Annotated in this window: 20 protein-coding genes; 17 read left to right on the top strand and 3 right to left on the bottom strand. The window is 69.6% G+C overall.

The genetic code is table 11. The annotated features are described in order from the left end of the window. The 9 genes from AC07OY_RS00435 (at position 1) to AC07OY_RS00395 (ending at position 9,397) form a co-directional block, all read left to right on the top strand. Positions 1-1,119 (top strand): succinylglutamate desuccinylase/aspartoacylase family protein, encoded by a 1,119-nt coding sequence (locus tag AC07OY_RS00435; protein WP_495040551.1) that lies wholly within the window; start codon positions 1-3, stop codon positions 1,117-1,119. After that, positions 1,116-2,507 (top strand): YfcC family protein, encoded by a 1,392-nt coding sequence (locus AC07OY_RS00430; protein WP_495040550.1) that lies wholly within the window; start codon positions 1,116-1,118, stop codon positions 2,505-2,507. Before AC07OY_RS00435 ends, AC07OY_RS00430 begins: the two co-directional genes overlap by 4 nt. Positions 2,508-2,511: 4 nt before the next feature. Next, the gene (locus tag AC07OY_RS00425; protein ID WP_495040549.1) at positions 2,512-3,498 is read left to right on the top strand and encodes a GlxA family transcriptional regulator; all 987 of its coding nucleotides are present in this window, start codon (positions 2,512-2,514) and stop codon (positions 3,496-3,498) included. After that, the gene (locus tag AC07OY_RS00420) at positions 3,495-4,508 is read left to right on the top strand and encodes an arginine N-succinyltransferase (protein ID WP_495040548.1); all 1,014 of its coding nucleotides are present in this window, start codon (positions 3,495-3,497) and stop codon (positions 4,506-4,508) included. Before AC07OY_RS00425 ends, AC07OY_RS00420 begins: the two co-directional genes overlap by 4 nt. Then, a complete protein-coding gene (locus AC07OY_RS00415; RefSeq protein ID WP_495040547.1) occupies positions 4,505-5,068 on the top strand; it encodes an arginine N-succinyltransferase in 564 nt (187 codons plus the stop codon). Before AC07OY_RS00420 ends, AC07OY_RS00415 begins: the two co-directional genes overlap by 4 nt. Before the next feature lie 161 nt (positions 5,069-5,229). Beyond that, positions 5,230-6,588, top strand: a complete 1,359-nt coding sequence (locus AC07OY_RS00410) for a cyanophycinase (RefSeq protein WP_495040546.1) — start codon at positions 5,230-5,232, stop codon at positions 6,586-6,588. Between the two features lie 39 nt (positions 6,589-6,627). Beyond that, positions 6,628-7,686 (top strand): substrate-binding domain-containing protein, encoded by a 1,059-nt coding sequence (locus AC07OY_RS00405; RefSeq protein WP_495040545.1) that lies wholly within the window; start codon positions 6,628-6,630, stop codon positions 7,684-7,686. Positions 7,687-7,763: 77 nt separating this feature from the next. After that, positions 7,764-8,738, top strand: a complete 975-nt coding sequence (locus tag AC07OY_RS00400) for a PEP-CTERM sorting domain-containing protein (RefSeq protein WP_495040544.1) — start codon at positions 7,764-7,766, stop codon at positions 8,736-8,738. Between the two features lie 287 nt (positions 8,739-9,025). Beyond that, positions 9,026-9,397, top strand: a complete 372-nt coding sequence (locus AC07OY_RS00395) for a hypothetical protein (protein ID WP_495040543.1) — start codon at positions 9,026-9,028, stop codon at positions 9,395-9,397. 1 nt (position 9,398) lies between these two features. On the opposite strand, the gene AC07OY_RS00390 is transcribed toward AC07OY_RS00395, so the two are convergent. The 3 genes from AC07OY_RS00390 to AC07OY_RS00380 form a co-directional block, all read right to left on the bottom strand. Next, positions 9,399-9,629: a DUF3606 domain-containing protein gene (locus AC07OY_RS00390; RefSeq protein WP_495040542.1), complete on the bottom strand. Its 231-nt coding sequence runs from the start codon at positions 9,627-9,629 to the stop codon at positions 9,399-9,401. A gap of 85 nt (positions 9,630-9,714) precedes the next feature. Further along, a complete protein-coding gene (locus AC07OY_RS00385; RefSeq protein WP_495040541.1) occupies positions 9,715-13,752 on the bottom strand; it encodes a ribonucleotide reductase barrel domain-containing protein in 4,038 nt (1,345 codons plus the stop codon). A 58-nt stretch (positions 13,753-13,810) separates the two neighbouring features. Then, the gene (locus AC07OY_RS00380; protein ID WP_495040540.1) at positions 13,811-14,380 is read right to left on the bottom strand and encodes a DUF1134 domain-containing protein; all 570 of its coding nucleotides are present in this window, start codon (positions 14,378-14,380) and stop codon (positions 13,811-13,813) included. Between the two features lie 101 nt (positions 14,381-14,481). Here AC07OY_RS00380 and AC07OY_RS00375 point away from each other — a divergent pair, with 101 nt between their 5' ends. The 8 genes from AC07OY_RS00375 (at position 14,482) to AC07OY_RS00340 (ending at position 22,298) form a co-directional block, all read left to right on the top strand. Beyond that, positions 14,482-14,916 (top strand): hypothetical protein, encoded by a 435-nt coding sequence (locus tag AC07OY_RS00375; protein WP_495040539.1) that lies wholly within the window; start codon positions 14,482-14,484, stop codon positions 14,914-14,916. A gap of 33 nt (positions 14,917-14,949) precedes the next feature. After that, the gene (locus tag AC07OY_RS00370) at positions 14,950-15,339 is read left to right on the top strand and encodes a PilZ domain-containing protein (protein ID WP_495041950.1); all 390 of its coding nucleotides are present in this window, start codon (positions 14,950-14,952) and stop codon (positions 15,337-15,339) included. Positions 15,340-15,516: 177 nt separating this feature from the next. Next, a complete protein-coding gene (locus tag AC07OY_RS00365) occupies positions 15,517-16,608 on the top strand; it encodes a sensor histidine kinase (RefSeq protein ID WP_495040538.1) in 1,092 nt (363 codons plus the stop codon). 163 nt (positions 16,609-16,771) lie between these two features. After that, complete coding sequence (locus tag AC07OY_RS00360) at positions 16,772-17,818, top strand: histidine kinase (RefSeq protein WP_495040537.1); 1,047 nt, start codon at positions 16,772-16,774, stop codon at positions 17,816-17,818. Beyond that, on the top strand, positions 17,815-18,585 hold the full coding sequence (locus tag AC07OY_RS00355) for a LytR/AlgR family response regulator transcription factor (RefSeq protein WP_495040536.1): 771 nt from the start codon (positions 17,815-17,817) through the stop codon (positions 18,583-18,585). The genes AC07OY_RS00360 and AC07OY_RS00355 overlap by 4 nt, the downstream gene beginning before the upstream one ends. Positions 18,586-19,219: 634 nt before the next feature. Continuing rightward, positions 19,220-20,302 carry a lipase family alpha/beta hydrolase gene (locus AC07OY_RS00350; protein WP_495040535.1) on the top strand — a complete coding sequence of 361 codons (1,083 nt, stop codon included), beginning with the start codon at positions 19,220-19,222 and terminating at the stop codon, positions 20,300-20,302. Then, on the top strand, positions 20,293-21,168 hold the full coding sequence (locus AC07OY_RS00345) for an alpha/beta hydrolase (RefSeq protein WP_495040534.1): 876 nt from the start codon (positions 20,293-20,295) through the stop codon (positions 21,166-21,168). Before AC07OY_RS00350 ends, AC07OY_RS00345 begins: the two co-directional genes overlap by 10 nt. A 68-nt stretch (positions 21,169-21,236) precedes the next feature. After that, the gene (locus tag AC07OY_RS00340) at positions 21,237-22,298 is read left to right on the top strand and encodes a cupin-like domain-containing protein (RefSeq protein WP_495040533.1); all 1,062 of its coding nucleotides are present in this window, start codon (positions 21,237-21,239) and stop codon (positions 22,296-22,298) included. Positions 22,299-22,388: the final 90 nt, after the last annotated feature.

The raw sequence follows: 22,388 nt of genomic DNA, 5'->3' as shown, positions 1-22,388 counted from the left end.
ATGCGCAGCGTCCACCACACATTGCCGGCCGCCAGCGCCGGCACGCAGCGCCATGTCCGCAGCATCCACTTCGGCCGCGGCGAGTCGGGGCGCAAGGCCTATGTCCAGGCCTCCCTGCATGCCGACGAAGTGCCGCCCATGCTGGTCGGACAGGCCCTCATCGAGCGGCTGTCGGCCCTTGACGCGGCCGGCGCCATCGCCGGCGAAATCGTCCTCGTGCCCATGGCTAACCCCATCGGCCTTGCCCAGGACGTGCAGGGCTCGTCCTTCGGCCGCTTCGACCTCGGCACCGGCGTCAACTTCAACCGCCAGTTCAAGCATCTGACGGCGGCGTTGGTCCCGCTTGTCGAGCCCCAACTCGGCGCTGACGCTGCGGCCAACACGCGCGTCATTCGCGCCGCCTGCCTGCAGTTGCTGCAGGCCTGGCAGCCCCTGAGCGAAGCCGAAGCGCTGAAGCGCCTGCTGCAGACGCTGGCGATCGACGCCGACCTGGTGCTGGACCTGCACTGCGACAACCAGGCCGTCATGCATGTCTACACCGGCACGCCGCAGACCGAGGCGCTGCGGCCGCTGGCCGGCTATCTCGGCGCCCAGGCCCTGCTGTTCAGCGCCGTGTCGGGCGACGACCCGTTTGACGAATCCATCTCGCGCATCTGGTGGGAGCTGGCCGCGCATTTCGACGGCCGCTTCTCTATAGACCGCAATGCCTGCCTGGCCGCGACCGTCGAGCTGCGCGGCGAGACCGAGGTCACGCACGAGCTGGCCGAGCATGATGCCGACGCGCTGCTCGCTTACCTGCGCCACCTCGGCCATGTCGACGGCCTCGCACCGCCCGCGCCGCCGGGATGCGAGCCTTCGCCGCTGGAGGGCGTTGAGCCCATCACCGCACCCGCGAGCGGCATCGTCGTGTTCAACAAGGCCCCGGGCGACTGGGTCGAGGCGGGCGAGTTGGTCGCTGAACTCATCGACCCGCTGACCGACACGCGCACGCCGCTGCACGCCCGCACGACTGGCCGCTGCTTCGCCCGCAGCGCGCGCCGCTTCGCCACCCGCGGCATGCGCCTGGCCAAGATCGCCGGCGCCACGCCCTATCGCAGCGGCAAGCTGCTGTCGCCATGAAGCTGCGCCTGCCCAACACCTATGTGCTGCTGTTCGCGCTGCTGGCGCTGATCGCGGCCGCCACCTGGGTCGTGCCCGGCGGGCGCTTCCAGACCGAGATGGTCAATGGCAAGACGCTGATCGTCGCCGGCAGCTTCCATCTCATCGATGCAAAACCGCAGGGCTTCACCGCGCTGCTGACGGCACCCATCAAGGGCTTTGTCGAGGCGGCCCTCATCATCGGCTTCGTGCTGATCGTCGGCGGCGCCTTCGCAGTGCTGCAGCGCACCGAGGCGATCGACGCGCTGATCAAGTCCGTCGCCCGCGCCCACAGCCGCTCGGCTCTGGTGCGCGTGGCCGTCATCCCGGTCTTCGTCACGCTGTTCTCGCTGGGCGGTGCCAGCTTTGGAATGGCCGAGGAGGCCATCCCCTTCGTGCTGATCTTCATCCCGCTGGCGCTGGCCCTGAAGCTGGACACGCTGACCGGCGTGGCCATCCCCTTCGTCGGCTCGCAGGTGGGCTTTGCCACCGCCTTCCTGAATCCCTTCAACGTCGGCGTGGCCCAGGGCATTGCCGGCGTGCCGATGTTCTCGGGCCTGGGCTATCGCGCGCTGTGCTGGGCCATCGCCACGGCGGTCACCATCGCCTTCCTGATGGGGTGGGCGGCGCGCATCAGGCGTGACCCGACGCTGAGCCCGAGCTATGCGATGGACCAGGAGCGCCGCAAGACGCTGAACCTCACCAGCTTCGAGAACTTCACCGGCATGAGCGGCCGGCATCGCGCGGTGCTGTGGCTGTTCGCCGGCACGCTGCTCGTGATGATCGGCGGCGTCGTCAGGTTCGGCTGGTATATCGAGGAGATCGCCGCCCTCTTCCTCGTCATGGCCGTGGCCGTCGGCGCTGTCGCGCGGCTGTCGGCGGACGAATTCATGGCGGCCTTCCTGCACGGTGCGCGCGACCTCGTCGGCACGGCCCTCGTCATCGCGCTGGCCAAGGGCACCGTCATCCTGATGCGCGAGGGCCAGATCATCGACACGCTGCTGAACGCGCTGGCGCCGCTGGTGGCGTCCAGCACGCCGGTGCTGGCGGCGCAGAAGATGTTCGCCATCCAGTCGGTCATCAACTTCTTCATCCACTCCGGCACCGGCCAGGCCGCGCTGACCATGCCCATCATGGCGCCGCTGGCCGACCTCGTCGGCGTCACCCGCCAGACCGCCGTGCTGGCCTTCCAGTTCGGCGAGCTGACGACGCCCATCATCCCGACCTCGGGCATCACCGTCGGCGTGCTGGCGCTGTCGGGCGTGCCCTTCGGCCAGTGGGTGCGCTGGATGCTGCCGCTGCAGGGCGTCTATCTCGTCATGGCGCTGGCGCTGCTGGCCTACCCGGCCCTGACCGGCTGGGTACAGTGAGCCCATGACACCACCCGTGCGCCGCATCGGCCTGCTGCTGGAGCCGGGTTTCCCGCTGCTCGCGCTGGCCGGCGTGGTGGACAGCCTGGAGGCGGCCAACGAGCTGCAGGACGAGGCTCGCTATCGCAGCGTGGCGCTGTCGATGGGTGGCGGTTGGGTCGCCGCACAAGGCGGCGTGGCGGTGCAGGCCAGCAGCGCGGCGCCTCCCGCTGATTGGCATGCCGTCTTTGTCATCGCGGCGGAGCCCTCCACTTCTGACGCCGCCACGGTGGCCCTGCTGAAGCGCTGGGCCGCCGATGGCGTCGTGCTCGGCGGCCTCGCAGCCGGCGCAGCTTGGCTGGCGGCTGCAGGCCTCCTTGACGGCCAGCGCGCCTGCGCCGACTGGTCGCTGCTGGACGGCCTGGCCGATGCGCACCCCCAAGTCGCCTGGGCCCAGGGCCTGTGGGACATCAATGCCGCGGGCAACCGGCTCAGCGCTGCCGGCACGGCCGGCATGGACCTGTGCTGCGCCTGGCTCACCGCCCAGCATGGCGAGCGCCTCGGCCAGGAGCTGCTGCAGGCCCTGGGACTGCCGGGTCAGCGCCCGCGCGACGAACGCCAGCGCGGCGGCTACAGCGAGCAGCGCGGCGCCGGCAGCCCCAAGCTGGCCGAGGCGCTGGCGCTGATGGAAGCCAATCTCGGCGAGCCGCTGCCAACCGAAGAGGTCGCCACGCTGGTCGGCGTGTCGCGCCGCCAGCTGGAGCGCCTCTTCAAGCAGCACCTCGACACCCTGCCCTCGCGCCACTACCTGGAGCTGCGCCTGGCGCGCGCACGGCGGCTGCTGCAGCAGAGTTCGCAGTCCATCCTGCAGATCGGCCTGTCCTGCGGCTTCTCGTCGGGCCCGCATTTCTCCAACGCCTATCGCGCCCACTTCGGCCGCACGCCGCGCGACGAGCGCAGCCAGCGCGCCCAGGCCTGGCGCGCCGAACCTTCTTCCGGAGACCGCCCATGAACACCCTGCTGCTGCGCCCCGTGGCGGCGGCCGACCTGCCCGACCTGCTGCGCATGGCCGCGGCCAGCGCCGACGGCATCAGCTCGCTGCCCAACGACGAGGCCAAGCTGCGCGCGCGCATCAGCGCCTCGCTGCAGTCCTTCGCCAGCCCCGATGACGCCAGCGGCGAGGAAACCTATCTCTTCGTGCTGGAGGACGGCGGCCGCATCGTGGGTTGCTCGGGCATCGCCGCCAGCGCCGGCTTCTTCGACCGCTTCTACAGCTACCGCAACGAGTTCGTCGTGCACGCGAGCACGGCGCTGGCCGTGTCTCAGCGCATGCACACCCTGCACCTCTGCCATGACCTGACCGGCACCACGCTGTTGACGTCGTTCTATCTCGAGCCCGACTACGAGCAGGGCCCCGCCGCCCAACTGCTGTCCCGCGCCCGCCTGCTCTTCATCCGCGACAACGCGGCGCGCTTCTCCGAGCGCATCGCGGCCGAGAGCCCCGGCATCACCGACGCCGCCGGCCAGAGCCCCTTCTGGGACGCCGTCGGCCGGCGCTTCTTCGGCATGGCCTACCCCGAGGCCGAGGCCATCATCGGCGGCCGCAGCCGCGCCTGCATCGCCGACCTGATGCCGCCCTCGCCCATCTATGTGGCCCTGCTGCCCGAGGCCGCGCAGTGGGCCCTGGGCCAGTTGCATCCCGTGGGCGAACTGCCCTTCTCGGTGCTGCAGGACGAGGGCTTTGATGCTGATACCTATGTCGACATCTTCGACGGCGGGCCGACGGTGGAGGCGCCGCTGGCGTCACTGCGCAGCGTGAGGCTGGCGCGGGATGCCATCGTTCAGGACGGCCCCAGCGGCCCGCGTGATTGGGCGCTGGTCGCCTGCACGGAGCGGGCGCGCTTTCGCGCCGTGCTGGCCGAGGTGGGGCATGACGTCGATGCGGCCACCGCGGCGCGTGTGGGCGCCCAACCCGGCGAGCGCCTCGTCGTGACGCCGCTGCAGACGGAGGTGGCCGCATGAACATCCCGCTCATTCCCAGAATCGGCTTGAAGCTGCCGCGCTATCACTTCCGGCTCGGCCGCGTCGTGCATGCCGCCGATGAGTTGGACCTGTTCCGCGTGCAGACCACGCTGCTCCTCGGCAACGACCACACCGGTGCCGCCGAGCTGACGCAGCTGGAACCCACGCCCGACTTGCCGCAACGCATCGCCGCGGCCCAGCAGCAGCTGCGCGAGCGATCGGCGGACTTCGGCGACACGCTGATCTGCGAGCTGCCCGGCTGGCGCGACGCGCAGGGTGGTTCGCCCTTCTGGCAGGCCCTGGGCGCGCGCTTCTATCCCGGCGACCCGGTCGAGGCCGAGACTCGCCTGGGCCCCGATTGGCGCAGCCATCTCGCCGCACTGCTGCCGCGCCAGACGGTCTATCTGTCCTTCCTCGGCGAAGAGGCGGAGCGCCATGTACTGGACGTGCCAGATCATTACAAGCCCGTGCTTGCAGCCTTGCTGTCTGCCGGCTTCCAGCCGCCCGTGCACGCGCGCATCGACGACGGCGGGCCGGTGCTGGCCTGGCGGGTTTCCTAGGGCCATCCCCAGCAGGACATTCCCGCCCCCGGCACGGCGACGCAAGTCGACGTCGCCCCGCTGCAAGTCGCCGCCTTCCGCCGACGCACCCGCGTCACTACCGTGCCCTCCAGGGTTAGAGGCCGCCATTCCGGCGCCACCCTCCTCCGTTTGGAGAGCACATGAAATCTGTCGTGGGATTCCTGTTGTGCGGCGCGCTGGCCGCCGTGTCCTTGCCGGCCGCGGCCGGCAAGCTCTTCCTGTCTGGCGGTGCCTATGAGGACACCAACACCGACCTCTTCGTCAACGGCCTGCGCAAGGCCACCGGGCGCGACACGGGCTTCACGCCCAACATCAACAGCACCAGCAATTGCGGCACCAACTGGAACACCACGGTCTGCCCGCGCATCGCCGTCGTCACCGCCGCCAAGGACAGCTACGCCACCGGGCTGGACGCCTTCAACAACGACATCCCTGCCAGCGGCTCCAGCCCGCTGAAGCGCGGCTACTACAACCTCTTCCAGACCCACGGCTTCTCGCCGAAGTTCATCACTGCCCACGTCGACAACTACGGCGTGCACAGCAGCAGCAGCACGCCCGAGGGCCAGGCCAACATCGCCATCCTCAACCAAGCCGATGCGGTGTGGTTCGTCGGTGGCGACCAGGCCAAGATCATCCGCACCCTGCTGACCGACAGCGGCGCCGACACGCCTCTGGCCGCGGCCCTGCGCAGCCGCTGGAGCAACGGCGGCGGCAGCATCGTCATCGCCGGCGACTCGGCCGGCAACCACGCGCTCAACGTCAACATGCATGCGGCCGGCGTCAGCTATGGCTATCTCTACTACGGCGCCGACCTGCCCACCGCACCGGTCACCGGCTACGCCACGCTGGGCGATACGCGCGACGGCCTCTCGGCCCTGCGCTACCTGGAAAACGGCGCGACGATGAAGGCCCTGGGCTATCTGCCCGCCGGCATCCTCAGCGACACGCATTTCGATTCGCGCTCCGGCCGCCTCGGCCGCCTCGCCGCCGCCCTGCGCGACCTGAGCGTGGCCCAGGGCTTCGGCGTTGACGAGAACACTGGCGTGGTCGTCGACACCTCCGCGCAGACGGCCACGGTCTACGGTACCAACAAGCTGCTCATCGTCGACACCGCCAGCGCCAGCGTGCAGACCGGCAGCTACTACAAGATCAACGGCCTGCGCGTGAGCCTCCTGACGCCGGGCGACAGATACAACTATTCGAGCAAGGTCGTGACCAGCAGCAAGAGCGCCATCGGCACGGCCTACTACTACAGCAGCGCCTACAACTCGGCCGACATCTTCGCGGCGCTGGAGACCTCCAAGACCCTGACCCGCACCGTCGACCAGACGCCGACGACCAATATCGGCACGGCACCGGTGCCGGTCTACAGCAGCGGCCCCAACTATCCCGGCGGCTCGCCCACCATCCGCCTGCGCTTCACGCGCGACGCGACTAGCAAGGGCTATTACGGCAGCGGCCGCTACACGGTGGACAAGGTCAAGGTCGACATCTACTGACGACGCCCGCCGCAGGCGAATGCAGGGTAGGCTGCATGCATGACGCCCGCCCGCTTCAGCACCAGCCTGCCGCGCCGCTCGATGCTCGGCTTGCTGGGCGCCCTGGGCTTGAGCACCGCGATCGCACAACGGCTCGAACCCTCTCCGGGCGCGCCCCGGCGCGTCGTCTTCCTGGCCGAGGATTTCCGCAACGGCGGCATCACCACCGTCTACCGTGGTTTCGAGCAGGCCTGCCAGGAGCTCGGCTGGACCCTGAGCATCGTCAACGGCAAGGGCGACAAGGCGACCATCCGGCGCCTCTTCGATGAAGCCCTGAAGGCCGGCGCCGACGGCATCGTGCTCGGCGGCTTCGACGAGGCCGACATCGCCGACCGGCTGGCCACCTCCTCGCGCCGTTTACCCGCGCTGGTGGGCTGGCATGCATCGGCGCGCCATGGCCCGACGCCCTATCTGTTCGCCAATGTCAGCACCGACCCGCTGGCCGTCGCCGACATGGCCGCGGCCCTGGTCGCGCCGGCACCGGGTGCCCAGGCCGGCGTCGTCATCTTCAACGATGGCCGTTTCGACATCGCCAACGTCAAGACCCTGCGCATGCGCGAGGCCCTGGCGCGCTGCGCCCGCTGCGAGCTGCTGGCCGTCGAGGACCTGCCCATCTCCAGCGCCGCCAGGGAAATGCCGGCGGCGCTGGAGAAGCTGCAGCAGCGCTTCGGCAGGCGCTGGACCCATGTGCTGGCGATCAACGACGTCTACATGGACTCCATGCATTTCCCGCTCCAGGCCCTGGGCCGGCGCGACATCGTCGGCATCGCCGCCGGCGACGGCTCGCGCACGGCGCTGAGCCGCATCCGCTCCGGCCGCTCCCAGCAGCTCGCCACCATCGCCGAACCCACCGGCCTGCACGGCTGGCAGCTGGCCGACGAATTGCGGCGGGCCTTTGCCAGGCAGCCGCCCAGCGGCCGCGTCGCCCGCCCGATCGCCGTCACGACCGAGTTGCTGCGCGAGCTGGGCCAGCTGGAGGTCGACGACCTGCTGCCCTACCGGGCCGAGTACCGCCAGCAATGGTCGGCCAGCCCGCCGAGCGCGGCGAAATCTCCCTGAGCCCTGCCCTGCCGGCCACTGAGACGGTGCGGAGACGCTGGATGCGCAGACTGCGGCGCATCTGACCAGGAGGCGCCATGCGCAAGTTCATCTCGACAGGGGCCGCCGCCACCGCGCTGTTCGCGGCCCTCTCACAGGCTGTCGCCGCACCGGTGGTGCCGGGCTTCACGGTCACGACCCACGCGGTGGTGGCGGCCCACAACCGCATCAGCTTCGGCAGCGACGGCAGCCTCTTCATCGGCAATACCGACAACGCGATCGGCGGCGCCAGCCTGCACCGCGTGGCACCGGGCGGAGGAGTCGTTGGCAGCTATGGCCCGGCCATCTTCGATCCCGACGCGGTGCTGTTCGACGCTGCGGGCGCGATCTCGGGCGTTGCGGGCTCCGTGCTGGTGGGCGGCGATGCCATCACCGCCATCCGGCCGGACCAGACCGCGGCCGTGCTGTTCTCGGGCGCATCCGGCTTCAGCAACGTCGGCGACCTGGCCTTCGACCGCAACGGCCGGCTGCTGTTCACCGACAACGGCAATGGCGACCCGAACCGGCGCGCCGTGTGGGCCGCCGAGGGCGGCGTGCTGACCCAGCTGTTCATCGAGGCCGGCGGCCAGGCTCCCGACTCCATCGCCATCAGCGCCAGCAACCAGATCTACACCTCGCGCAGCGACGGGGGCATCAGCGTGCACGCCGCTGACGGCAGCCTGGTCAACGGCAGCTTCATCGCCGGCCTGAACCCCTCACCGGCCATCGATTTCGGCCGTGGCGGCGCCTTTGGCGACCAGCTCTATGCCCTCGACGCGCTCAGCGGCGTGCTGTGGCGTTTCGACGCGGCCGGACAGGGCACGGTGGTCGGCACCGGCTTCAGCCCCAACAGCGCGGAGATCGCCTTCGGCCCCGACGGTGCGCTGTATGTCGGCGACTTCGACAACCACCTCATCCTGCGCGTGGCCGCCGTGCCGGAACCCGGCAGCTGGGGCCTGATGCTGGCCGGGGCGGTGATGCTGTCGTCCAGGCTCAGGTGGCGTCGCGGCGAGGATGAAGAGGGTCTTGCTTGAAATGACCCGGTGCCGCCGTCCACCGGCTGGCTTGTAAGCAGCACCAAGTCCTACAGCCCTGCACCCCGACGCGAGGCATCGTCAACCAGCGCTCACGGTTGAGTGCGAGGCCCTCGCATGCGAATACCCTTCCGCTTCTGCACGCCGAACTGGTTCGGCGACCCCGGACCCGAGTTGCGCGCGCCGCAGGCCCTGCCGCTGCCGCTCTGGCGTCGCGTGCGCCAAGGCCGCCGCAGTGCCCACCGCACGCCGCCGGCGCGCCCGCTTCAAGCCAGGGCAGTGCAGGCATGAGCGGCTTCTGGATCTCCACGCCCTTCTCGCAGGAACCACGCATCGTGCTGGTCCGCTGGCGGGCCTGGGAGGTCCAGGTGCCGGCCTACGACGCGCCGACCTGGCATCTCGTCGGCTATATCGAGCACGAGCACAGCGCCAAGGTTTCCTCCGCCGTGGCCTTCGTGCACATCGACACCGAGGAGGTGACGACCAAGACGGGCCGCACCTATGCACTCAAGGGGCCGTCCAGCATCGACGCCGACGCCGCCCAGCTCTGGGACATCTGGCGCAAGCGGCATGGCGCCATCGTGCTGCGGGAGGTCACGACGGACATCCTGGATGGCAGGCAGCCGGTGGCGGTGAATCTGGTCCAGCCCGCCGGCTAGCTCACATGGCGCTCTCGTGCCGCAACTGCGCATCCTCGCTGTCAATCTCCCGCTGGAGTTCCCGCTGGCGGTCCAGATAGGCCGCCACGTCGTCTGCGCTGTCACCCACGGCTTTCACCGCGGCGATGAGCACATCGGGCGTGACCTCTAACTTCTCGGCCCAGCCCTGCAGTTCATCGTCGTCGCCCGGATTGATCCGAATGCGGCCCGGGTCGATGGTTTGATCGGACATGACGTGCTCCACAGCAATGGAACACTGAAGCTAGCCCTCTCAGCACAAGCTGGATGTCAGACAAGGGCGCGACAGCGCCCCTCACTCACCCGCACTGCCCCACATACCCACAAGCCGTGCAGAAATCGCAGCCGTCCTTGTGGATCATGGTCGCGTTGCCGCACTCGGGGCAGGGCTTGCCGGCCTGGACCTGCAGGGTGCCGGCGGCCGCGGCGAGCTTGGGCGCGGGCGTCTGCAGCAGGCCCATGTCGGTCAGCGGCTGGCCGGCTTCGTCGAGGATGCCGAGCATGGCGTAGCGGTGGATGACCAGCCGCGCCACATAGGCCACCGTCGACGGCCAGACCTGCTGGCGGCGTTCGCCGTTGAGTGAAGGCACCGGCGCCATGAAGTGGCCGAGCGGCTCGCCGACATTGAGCAGCTTGCGCAGCTTCATCGCGATCCAGCCGGGGTCCATCACGCGCATGTCCAGCGACAGCAACCGGGCCAGGCCGTCCAGCGCCTTGGGATAGTTGCCCGAGAAGCCCATGGCACAGGGCCGCGTGACCGTGCCACCGTCCGGTGTGGGCAGCACGACTTCCTTCAGCGTCAGCGTGAACTGCTCGTTGGTGGCCGGGTTGTCCACGTCCACGGCCCAGGCCAGCGTGCCGGAGGTGCCGGTGCGCGGCTCGTTGCGGCTGAACATGGCGTCGACCACCGGCGTGGCGCCGCCCTCCTGCAGCGCGCCGAGCTGTTCGCAGCGCCAGCGGATGACGGCGGCCGTCGCCGCGACGACGCCGGGGAAGAGGCGCTTCTCGCCGCTGGGCGGCATGGGCATCTCGAAGGCGCGCTCCTCGGCCACGGTGGCCAGCGCATCGAGCTTCAGGCGCAGCCAGGCCGCGTCGTTGGTGCGCAGGTCCATGGACAGGGTCTTGGCCAGGGCCGACAGGCCGCGCGGCTGCTCGGCGCCGTTGACCCAGACCTCGAAAGGCAGGTTGCGGCCGAACAGGCCGGCATCGGGGCCTTCCAGCGGCAGCTCGCCGATGAAGAGAGCGAAGTCGCCATGCGGGTGCTGAATCAGATAGCTCCAGGCCGGATTGCCGCCGGGCATGTCGGGCCGGCTGGGCCAGCGCAGCGAGGCGACGACGGCATTGGGCAGGCGCTCGACGCGCAGGCGCTGGTTGGTGCCGTCCACTTCCGCACGCAGCGGTTCTGGCTGCTTGACCTCGGGTGTCACGCTGAGCACCGAACCCAGCACGCTGTTGGGCCGGTAGGTGGCCAGGCCCTTGAGCTTGGTCTGCCAGGCCTGGATGTAGAGGCCCTGGAAGTCCTCATACGGATAGTCGGCCGGCACATTGACCGTCTTGCTGATGGACGTGTCGATGTAAGGCGCGACAGCTGCGACCATGGAGGCGTGGTCGGCCGCGCTCAGTTCCAGTGCGGTGACGAAGGCATCGCTGAGCGGCGCGTCGGTGCCGAACAGATGGCGATACAGGCGCCAGGCATGGTCCTCGACCTGGTACTCCTTGAAGCCACCGCCCTCGGTCTGGGGCAGGCGCTTCTTGCGCGTGTAGGTCCAGGAGAAGGCCGGCTCGATGCCGTTGCTCGCGTTGTCGGCAAAGGCCAGGCTGATGGTGCCGGTGGGTGCGATGGACAGCAGATGCGAGTTGCGCAGGCCCTGCGAACGGATCTTGTCCTTCAGCCCCTGCGGCAGGCGCGATGCGAAGCTGCCGCCGGACAGATACAGATCGGCATTGAACAGCGGGAAGCTGCCGCGCTCGGCGGCGAGGTCGCTGGATGCCGCATACGAAGCATCGCGCATGACCTCGCTGATATGGCTGGCCATGTCGCGCGCGGCCTGCGTGTCGTAGCGCAGGTTGAGCATGACGAGGGCGTCGCCCAGGCCGGTGAACCCGAGGCCGACGCGGCGCTTGTTGCTGGCCTCCTGGGCCTGCGCCGGCAGCGGCCAGGGCGTCACGTCCAGCACGTTGTCCAGCATGCGCGTGGCCACCGCCACGACCTCGGCAAAGCCGGCTTCGTCGAACACCGGCCTGGCGCTGAAGGGGTCGCGCACAAAGCGCGTCAGGTCGATGGAGCCGAGGCAGCAGCAGCCGTAGGGCGGAAGCGGTTGTTCAGCACAATTGTGCACATACAGACCGTTAGCATCGAAGGCGTGGACGTGCTCGACGGTCACGTCGTAGACCGTTTCGACGCCGTCGGGCTCCATGGCCTCGACCGTGGCCGTGAAGCGCTCGCGATTCAGCTCGCGACGGTAGGTGCCCAGCAATTCTTCGAGGCGCGACTGCTTGGCGCTGTCCTCGAAGCCCACCTGCTCGGCATAGCGGCGCAGGTTGTCGCCGCTGATGACCAGCTCATGAACCGCTTGGCGCCTGTAGTCACGCTCGCCGCCGCGACCGTCCGGCATGCGCTGCAGGCCGGCGGGAAGGCGGTGGCGATAGATCGTCGACGCAACACCCAGCCGCGCCAGCATGCGTTGAGCAGCCTGCAGTTGCACCAGATCGGCCTGAGTCAGGCGAACGCTGACCCCTTTGTCTTGCGCGCCCTGCACCGAACCATCGGCATCGAAAAGCCCCCTCAGCAGGCCGCGATGGAACTCCGATGAGGTCGCCTCCATCTCCGCAGTGATGCGCTTGTTGCCGGGTGCGGCGCCCAAGGCCTGAGCCAGATCGCGCAGGCCGCTGGACGCAAGCCGGAACTCGCCACGGCCGGCGACGGGGCGTTGCCAACCGCGGAAGTCGTGCCGGCTGACGATAGCCTCCCGCATCGCCGTCTCCGCCGCGTGCATCACGCTGTCGACGCTGGCCGGTCGATGGCTCACATCGCTGCCGACCGCCTTCAGCTCGGGCGCCCAGACGGACAGCACGGCCTTGTCGGTCTTCAGAGTGCCGTCGCCGATCAGCAGGCCGAGCAGATAGCCTTCGGCCTCGCTGCGTGGCCCTTCCCAACCCTGCAGCGCACGGTGGTCGTGCAGCATCAGTTCGTCGCCGGGCTTCACGTCAGCTGCGGGAGCCCACTCGGCCTCGACGAGATAGCGGGTTTTGCGCGTGACACGGCGCACCGGATGGTCGCCCGTCAATCGCAGCTCATGGCCCTCACGGGTACGCAGGCGCAGCACGGGCTTCACCCCGGTGGCGAAGAAGCCGGTCGACTCGGTCGCGTAGGCCTTGCCGTCGACGATGGCGTGGAAGGGCTTGCCGATCAGCTCGCCCACCTGCCGCGGACCTTCGCTGGTCATCGCCCAGGTGTCCGCCGTCACGCACGGGTTCGTCGCCGCAATCGTCTCGCAGTAATGCAGGTTGTTGTCGGCGTTGATGCGGTCCAGGAAGAGCACGCCCGGTTCGGCGTGGTCGTAGGTGGAGCGCATGACCTGATCCCACAGCTCGCGGGCGCGCACCTTGCGGTAGACCCACTGGCCGTCGCCGCGCTGGTAGGCGCCGGCCTCGATCTGCTCGGCGCTCGGTTGCGCCTTGTGTGCGAGCTCCACCGTGCCGTCGCCCTGCACGGCCTCCATGAAGGCGTCGGTGACGCCGATGGAGATGTTGAAGTTGCGCAGGTCGCCTTCGTCCTTGGCGTGGATGAAGGCCTCGATGTCGGGGTGGTCGCAGCGCAGCACGCCCATCTGCGCGCCGCGGCGGCTGCCGGCGCTCTCGACCGTCTCGCAGCTGCGGTCAAACACGCGCATATAGCTGAGGGGGCCGGAGGCATGGCTGCGCGTCGAGCCCACCCAGGCGCCCAGCGGGCGGATGCGGCTGAAGTCGTAGCCCACGCCCCCGCCGCGGCGCATGGTCTCGGCGGCTTCGGTCAGGGCCGTGTAGATGCCGGGCACACCGTCCTCGGGCGTGGCGATGGAGTCGCCCACCGGCTGCACGAAGCAGTTGATCAGCGTGGCCGACAGCTCGGTGCCGGCGGCCGACATGATGCGGCCGGCCGGCACGAAGCCGCGTTGCTGGGCTTCCAGGAAGGCCGTCGTCCACCTGGCGCGCTCGGCCGGCTTCTCGGCCTGGGCCAGGGCACGGGCGACGCGCTCGCGCAGCTCGTCGGCGTGCAGCTCGCCGCCCTTGGCGTATTTCTCGATGAGGACTTCGCTGCTGATGTCCTGCACGGGCAGGTCGGTGGTCGTGGTCACGGTCGCCCCAATTCAATGCTGTATGAAAATACAGTCTACGCCTCCCGGCGCAGCCACTTCAGAACGGATTGATGCTCTTCTCGCGCCGGTAATGGATATAGCCGACGCTGGCCCCGGCGCGCAGGCCCACGCCCAGCCGGATGGGCGCCAGCACGATGCCCTTGAGCCGCTGGTAGTTGATGCCGGCGCCGCCGACGTAATAGAGGCTGCCGTCCACACCGGGGAAGCGCTGGTAGATGGCGCTGGCCTTGGGCAGGTGGTAGATCAGCGTGAAGACCTTGGAGGCATTGCCGCCAACGTCGAAGCCGATGGAAGGGCCGGCCCAATAGACCCGGGCCTTGCCGCCGCCCTTCATCAGCAGTTCGCCGTCGCCATAACGCAGGCCCACGGTGAGCGCGCCGCTGGCCTCCTGGCCCCTGATATAGGCATTGGGGCGGCCCTGGTCCTTGAAGGCCTTCTCGATGACCTTGGCCAGGCCTTCGGTCGTCTCACCGAAGAAATCGGTTGCAGCCTGGAGGACGGACTCCTCGTCATAGGTGCCGTCCTTGTCGTCCGCCGCGCTGGCGGGCAGGGCCACGGCCGAGGCCAGGGCGGCGAGGTGTTGCAGATGCTGGCGGCGGTCGATCACGGCAGCCCTCCTGGGGTCCCTCATTGGAGGGGTCAGCATACGCAAAGCAGTGTGAAGTTTGGCCGCCCGTTGCTGCTGCACACAACCTAGACTCGATGGCCATGTCGTCCAACCCCGACCTCCAGCGGCTGTCCGCCGCCCTCGAATACGCCGACCTCGCTGCCGGCCTCTATCTGGCGGGCGGTGCCGATCAGGCCGCACGCCTGCTGGCCGCCGCGGCCGAGCAGCAGCTCGGCGACCTGGTGCGCCTCATCGATGCCCCGAGCGCCACGGTGGACACCCGCGAACTGCTGGCCCGCATCGCCCGGGCCCATCGGCCGGCCGTCGTCGCGCCGCGACAGGCCCCCTCGCGCGACTGGGACGAGTCGCCGGTCGAGGTCGACGGCACGCGCGACGAGATCGTCGCCCTGCTGCGCGCCGCCTGGTTCATGCTGGAAGCCATGGGCCTGGCCTCGCTGGCGCCGGAGCGCCTGCAGCAGGCGGTGGACCACAGCACCGTCTTCAGCAGCAGTGCCGCGCTGGAGCCTTTCGTCTAGGATAGTCCGGACCCACCTTCCCGGGCTGGCCCGATCAGGGAGACCATCATCAGCACCGAACGCCGCCAATTCGCCCGTGTCGCCTTTGCCTCCGGCGCCGAGCTGATCACCACGCAGGAGCATCTGCTCTGCCAGGTGCTGGACATCTCCCTCAAGGGCGTGCTGCTGCAGCTGCCGGCGGGACGCGCGCCCCAGGTCGGCATGCCCTGCCTGGTCAAGCTGCCGCTGGCCACCGGCGACATCATCATCTCCATGGCCGGCGAGCTGGCCCATATCGAGAACAGCCACGCCGGCGTGCTGTGCCGCAGCATCGACATCGAGTCCATCACCCATCTGCGCCGCCTCATCGAGGTCAACCTGGGTGATCCGGCCGCCTCGGAGCGCGAGCTCAAGGCCCTGATCGCCGCCGCCGCCCACGGCTGACCGCGGCTGCCGGGCCCGCCATAGCCGGCTTCGCGCCGGATCGCGCTCAGCGCGCTGACGCCGACTGCGTCGTCGATCCCCAGTTTGTCGAACCGGCCATAGCCGGCTTGGCGCCGTCTATTCCCGGTTTTGTCGCATCCCGCCCCCGCTGCCGGCGCCCCGCCGAGAATGGCCCGGATGGAGGACCTCAGCCCACTGCAAGCCTTTCGCCGTGTCTGCAATCTGCGCATGCTGGCCGGCGTCTACTATTTCTGCCTGCTCTATGCCGTCTCGCGGGCGCTGACCTGGTATGGCGAAGGCGGCGACCTGGGCGACGCCTTCTTCGACCTGATCCGCTTCAGCCGCCAATGCCTGCTGACCGGCATCTCCCTGCTGCTGATGGTGGCCTTGGCCGAGGCCCTGCTGGCCAGCCGGCGGTGGACGCTGCCGGCCGCGCTGACGGTGCAGGCCCTGGCCGTCAGCTCCGGCGCCGCGCTGGGCACCTTTCTGCGCTGGGCGATCACGTCCATGGGCACCGACAACAAGGTCAAGATCGGCTGGGTCATCTCCACCATCGTGCTGTGGGCCCTGCTGGGCGGCATTGCCTATGCGCTGCTGCTCTTCAGCCGCGCCCAGCGCGAGGGCCGTGACGAGCTGACCCGCCTGTTCCGCGAGCGCGAGGCGCTGAAGACCCAGCAGACCGAGGCCCAGCTGTCGGCGCTGACCGCCCAGATCGAGCCCCACTTCCTGTTCAACACCCTGGCCAACGTCAAGCGCCTGTACGAGACCCAGCCCGAGCGCGGCCGCAACATGCTGGTGGCCCTGATCGCCTACCTGCGCGCGGCCCTGCCCGGCATGCGCAAGCAGGAATCGACGCTGGCCGAGGAGCTGGAGCTGGTGCGCCACTACCTCGCCATCCTGCAGATGCGCATGGGCGAGCGCCTGTCCTTCGATATCGAGGCACCGCCCGAACTGCTGACGGCCCATCTGCCGACGCTGGTGCTGCCGACGCTGGTGGAGAACGCCATCAAGCACGGCCTGTCGCCCCTGCCCGAGGGCGGGCGCATCGTCATCCGCGCCCGCCACGCCGCCGACGGCGGCCTGAGCGTCGAAGTGGCCGACGACGGCCAGGGCTTCGGCGCGGCCAGCGGCGGCGCCGGTGTCGGCCTGGCCAACACGCGGGCCCGCCTCGCCGCGCGCTTCGGGGACGCGGCCACGCTGGAGCTGGAAGCCGCCCAGCCGCGCGGCGTCATCGCTCGCGTGAATCTGCCGGCGGAGGCGCTGGCATGAAGCTGCCCCTCGTCCAGCCTTGCACCGCTGCACGCGGACAAGTCCAGCCGGTCCCCCGTGGGGACGGCGATGCTTGCCGGATTGACCGGCAAGCACATCGCCGGACGGGCCGGCTCGGGAGCGGCCCAGCGCTCGGCCCGCGAACACAGCTGGAGTGCACCAGATGATCCGGCATGTCTGGCAATCCTGGCGCTCGCTGCGCTGGCCTGAGGCCCTGGTCTTCTTCGGCGCCGCCCTGCTCTATGGCACCCTCGACCTGACGTCGCTGCTGGAGCTGCGCGTCGGCGACCAGTTGCTGCAGGTGCTGGCCCGTCACATCACCCTGCCTCTGGTCAGCGGCGCCGTGCTGCTGCTGTGCTGGCTGCCGGCCGCGCGCAGCCATCCCGCCCACCCGGCGCGGCGCCAGCGCCTGGTGGCGGCCGCGGCCCTGGGCGCTGCGCTGGCCATCATCGGCACCTATGCGCTGGGCGCGGTCCTGCCCGGGCCGTCGCTGTGCGACCTCTATGCCCAGACCTACGGCAAGTCCAAGTGCATGATGTTCCGCTTCACGGCCGTCATCGGCGACACGCTGTGGATCTTCATGCCGGCGCTGATGGTCGTCGGCGTGCTGGAGTTCCGCACGGTGCGCCGCCGCCAGGACCAGGCCGCCCAGGACCTGCTGCGCGAGCACAGCCAGCTGCGCAGGACCGCGCTGGCCTCGCGCCTGGCCGCCCTGCAGGCCCAGGTCGACCCGGCCCTGCTGTTCGACGCCCTGGTCGCCGTCGAACAGGCCTATGGCCGCCAGGATCTCTCCGCCAGCGCCCGCCTGGAGCGGCTGATCCGCCACCTGCGCGTGGCCCTGCCGCGGCTGCGCGACGCCGGCGCCACGCTGGGCGGCGAGGCCGAGCTGATCGCCAGCTATCTCGACCTGCTGCGCGACCTGGGCGGCGCGCCGCCGGTCTTCGACTGCGAACTCGGCTCGCGTGGCGCGACCCAGCTGCCGCCCATGCTGCTGCTGCCCCTGGTGCAGCGCGCCGTGCGCCTGGGGCATCCCCGGCATTGCTGGCTGCGCGTTGATGGTCGCATCACGCTGGGCTTTGATCAGGCGGGCCTGTGCAGCGACGATGCCGACCTCGCCTCGCTGCGCGAGCGCCTTGCCGTGCTGGACGCGAAACTCGTCTGCACGAGCGGCGACGGCCGCACCGAATTCACCCTGGAGTTGCCCACGTGAGCCTGATCGCCCCGACCGCGGTGGTTGCCGAAGACGAAGCGCCTCTGCGCGGCGAACTGGTCGAACAGCTCGGCAAGCTCTGGCCCGACCTCAGCATCGTCGGCGAGGCCGCCGACGGCCTGGAAGCCCTGCGCCTGCTCGACGAGCACCAGCCCGACATCCTCTTCCTCGACATCGAGATGCCCGGCGCCACCGGCATCGACGTGGCCCGCCAGGTCAATGGCCGCGCCCACGTCGTCTTCGTCACCGCCTACGACCAATACGCCATCGCCGCCTTCGACCAGGGCGCCGTCGACTACCTGCTCAAGCCCCTGGCCGGTGCGCGGCTGTTCACCGCCATCTCGCGGCTGAAGGCCCGCCTGGGCCAGGCGCCGGCCCAGCTTGGCGGCGTGCTGGACGAACTCACGGCCCGCCCCGCGGTGGCGCCGTCCGCCACGCGGGCGCCGCTGCGCTGGATCAATGCCTCGGTGGGCCAGACCCTGAGACTCATCACCGTCGACGAGGTGATGTTCTTCCAGAGCGACAACAAGTACACCCGGCTGGCGCTGAAGGACGGCGAGGCCCTGATCCGCAAGCCGCTGAAGGAGCTCATCGACGAGCTCGACCCGCAGCAGTTCTGGCAGATCCATCGCTCGACGCTCGTGAACGTCAACGCCATTGCAAGTGTGAGCCGGGACTTCAGGGGAAGGATGCAGATCAAGCTGAAGCACGGCACGGAGATGCTGTTGGTGGCGGAGAGTTGCGCGCATCTGTTTCGGCAGATGTGAGGGTGGTTGGGTTGCTGTTGCGAAGAACGCTGCTGCTCGCTGCATTGCCGGGAGTCCGTCCCGGCGGCCGGGTAACTTTCTTCTGCGGGGCCAGAAGAAAGCCACCAAAGAAGAGGCCCTGAACCGCACACCATCGCGGCACCGGGAAGAACGGCGCGCGAAAACAACCCGCTGGCATTTCGGCAAGAAGCGAGCCGCTGCGCTCTCGCGTCTGACTTGTCACGAGCAGCATCCATCCCACCAGCAGCCCGTCCGACGCGCGGCTGCACGCCGGGCTCACGAGCAAAGACGAATGCAGCGTCGCTCGGGCGACGCGGCTGCTCGGTATTCCTGATGAGCCCGGCGTGCAGCCGGCGTTAAGGGGCGTGAAGGGGCAATGGATGGCGCTCTTCACAGGGACAGCAGCGAGAGCGCAGCGGGTCGCTTGGGGGCATGGCCCATTTCGAGCGACGCGAGCGCTTCATCCCACTCGAGTGCGGATTGCATTGAGCGCTCCTCTTTTGGTGACTTTTCTCTGGCGCGTCAGAGAAAAGTTACCCGCCATCGCGGGGCGGATTCCCGCGGCACTGCACGCGAGTCATGAGGACCTCAGCAAAAGCCCCTCCACACACCCCAACAACGGCATGATCCCCCCATGCCCAACCCCCACCAACTCCGTGGCGCCAGCCGCCTCGCCATCGACGCCACCACCGGCATCACCAATCTCGTCGAGGCCATGCATGCCGAAATCTCCCGTCTACCGCTGACCCAGCAACGCGAGAGAACAACCGGCATTACCGGCCTCGTCTACCGCAGCGTCCGCGGCGTGACGAAGCTGGTTGGCGGCGGCCTGGACATCGCCCTGGGCGCGCTGACCCCACTGCTTCAACAGGCCGACACCGACCGCGCCAATGCCGTCCAAGCGGCCTTGAACGGCGTGCTCGGCGACTACCTCGAAGACACGGCCAATCCCCTGGCCACGTCCATGAGCCTGCGACCGCTGGTCGACGGCGCGACCGGCCCGCCGCTCGTCATGCTGCACGGCCTGTGCATGAACGAGGCGCAGTGGCGCCGCGATGGCGCCGACTTCCCCGCCGCCCTCGCCGCCCTGGGCTACCGGCCGCTGGGCTTGCGCTACAACAGCGGCCGCCCCATCTGGCGCAATGGACTCGAGCTCGCCGAGCTGCTCGACGACGTGCCCGGCCCCATCACACTGATCGGCCACAGCATGGGCGGCCTCGTCATCCGCAGTGCCATCGCCCAGGCCGGCCGCAAGCGGTGGCTGAAGCGCCTCCAATGTCTCGTCACGCTCGGCACCCCCCACCAGGGCGCGCCGCTGGAGCGCGGCGGCCAGCAGGTGCAGCAGTTGCTGAACGTCAGCGCCTACTCGCGGCCACTGGCCCTGCTGGCCGCGCGGCGCAGCGCCGGCATCCGCGACCTGCGCCATGCCAGCCTGCTCGAAGCAGATGCAGGCAAGGCGAGCGTGCTGCCGCTGCCCAAGGGCGTCGCCTGCTATGCCGTGGCGGCCACGACCGCCACGAAAGCCATAGGCGCTCCCGTCCGCTGGCTGGGCGATGGTCTCGTGCCCCTGGCCAGTGCACTCGGCCAGCATCGCCTGCCGGCACGCCGACTGGCCTTCACCGATACCGCCCTCTTCACCGGCCTGGGCCATCTGGCCCTGCAGACCGATGCCGCCGTGCTGAAGCAACTGCAAGACTGGTTGACCCCATGCGCATGATCCCCGCCCTGCTGGCCAGCCTCGCGCTGACGGCCAGCCTCGCCGCCGACGCCCAGAACCTGAGCTTCCTGGACATCCTGGACCGGCCCGACAGGCCACAGCCCGACCAGCGCCTGGCCTATGGCGACGCGCCCCAGCAGTTCGGCGAGCTGTGGCTGCCCAAGGGACGCGGCCCCTACCCGGTCGTGCTGATGATCCACGGCGGCTGCTGGCAGTCCAGCCTGCCGGGGCCGGAGCTGCTGGCCTTCCAGGCCGACGCGCTGCGCAGCGCCGGCGTGGCCGTGTGGAGCATCAGCTACCGGCGCGTCGGCCATGCCGGCGGCGGCTATCCGGGCACCTTCGACGACGTGGCCCGCGGCGCCGACCGGCTGCGCGTCCTCGCCCAGCGCTATCCGCTGGACCTGAAGCGCCTCGTCGCGACCGGCCACTCGGCCGGCGGCCACCTGGCCTTGTGGGTCGCCGCTCGGCCGCGCATCGGCAGCGGCCCGCTCAAGCCCGCGGCACCCCTGCCCATCCCCGCCGTCGTCGCTGTGGCCGGCATTCCCGACCTCGCCCACGCCGCCGCCAACAAGCTCTGCGGCACGTCCGTCGACCAGCTGCTGGGCGGGCCGCCCAGCGCCGAGCGCCTGCAGGACACCTCCCCGCTGGCCCTGCTGCCGCTGGGCCTGCCGCAGACCCTGATGCAGGGCGGGCGCGACCGCATCGTGCCGCTGGCGGCCAGCGACGATTACCGCGCCAAGGCGGCCTCGCTCGGCGACAAAGTCGAGGTGATCAACCTCGACGATGCAGGCCACTTTGAACTCATCGCACCCTGGACACCGGCCGGGCGTCTGGTGGTGGAGCGCATCCGGCAGGCCCTCCCCTAGGACGGCTGGGCAATACCAGTGGCGACGGCCCCACAATCCCGCTCGTCGGCCATCCAACGGTTTCCGCCATGACGCTTTCCCCGATCAAGCCCCCGCCCCGGCCCCGCCCCGCGGCCCTGCTCGACCTGACGCCCGACTGGCTGCAATGGCTGGCCGAGAACCGGCTCTGGGACTGCGCGCCGGCCTCCATGCTGGACACCATGATCACCGCCGGCCAGGACACCGAGCTGGCCGCAGCCGCCATCGGCCAGATCGAGCAGGACCCGGTCTTCCAGGCCGCGCGCCGCCACCAGCAGATGCTGCGCAAGCTGGAGACGGTCTGCGGCAATCTGCAGAAGGTCTGGCAGCAGAACCCGGGCTATGCCGTCGTCGAGAAGCGCCGCGGCGTCGGCCGCGATGAATTCCTCGAACGCTATGTCTACGGCTGCCGGCCCGTCGTGCTGACCGACATCGCCGACGACTGGCCGGCCATGCAGCGCTGGTCGCCGGCCGACCTCAGCGCCCGCTTCGGCCATCTCGACGTCGACGTGCAGGTGGGCCGCAACAAGGACGCCCTGTTCGAGCAGAACAAGGAAAAGCTGCGCCAGCGCATGAAGGTGTCGGAGTTCGTCGACCTCGTCGTCAGCGGCGGCGCCACCAACGACCACTACCTGACGGCCAACGACGAGATGATGCGCCGGCCCGAGTTCAGGCCGCTGCTGCAGGACATCGGCGGCATGCCGCCCATCTGCGACCCGGCCCTGCTGCACACGGCGGCCTCCTTCTGGTTCGGCCCGGCGGGCACGCGCACGCCCCTGCATCACGACACGCTGATGCTCTTCCACACCCAGGTCGTCGGCCGCAAGCGCTGGCGCTTCGTGTCGCCGCTGCAGACGCCGCTGCTCTACAACCGCATGGGCGTCTACAGCCCCATCGACCTCGACGCCCCCGACTTCGCCCGCTACCCCCGCCTGCGCGAGGCCGTCGTGCTGGAGACGGTGCTGGAGCCCGGCGACACCCTCTTCCTGCCGCTGGGCTGGTGGCACCAGGTCACGTCGCTGGAGATGAGCATGTCCTTCTCGTACACCAACTTCGACGCCGGCGTGCCCAACGAATTCACTTACGAGAACCCCAGCATCGGCAACTGGTAGTCAACGACCCGGCAGGTCATGTCGCCGGGTTGACGCGGCGGGTAGGCTGGGCGCTTCAGAATCGCTCGAAAGACCGATCAGGAGACCTGC

It is taken from the genome of Roseateles sp. GW821-FHT09H10 (assembly GCF_059415865.1).
Note: the sequence above shows the minus strand (reverse complement) of the source record. Positions and strands in the feature narration are given on the sequence as shown.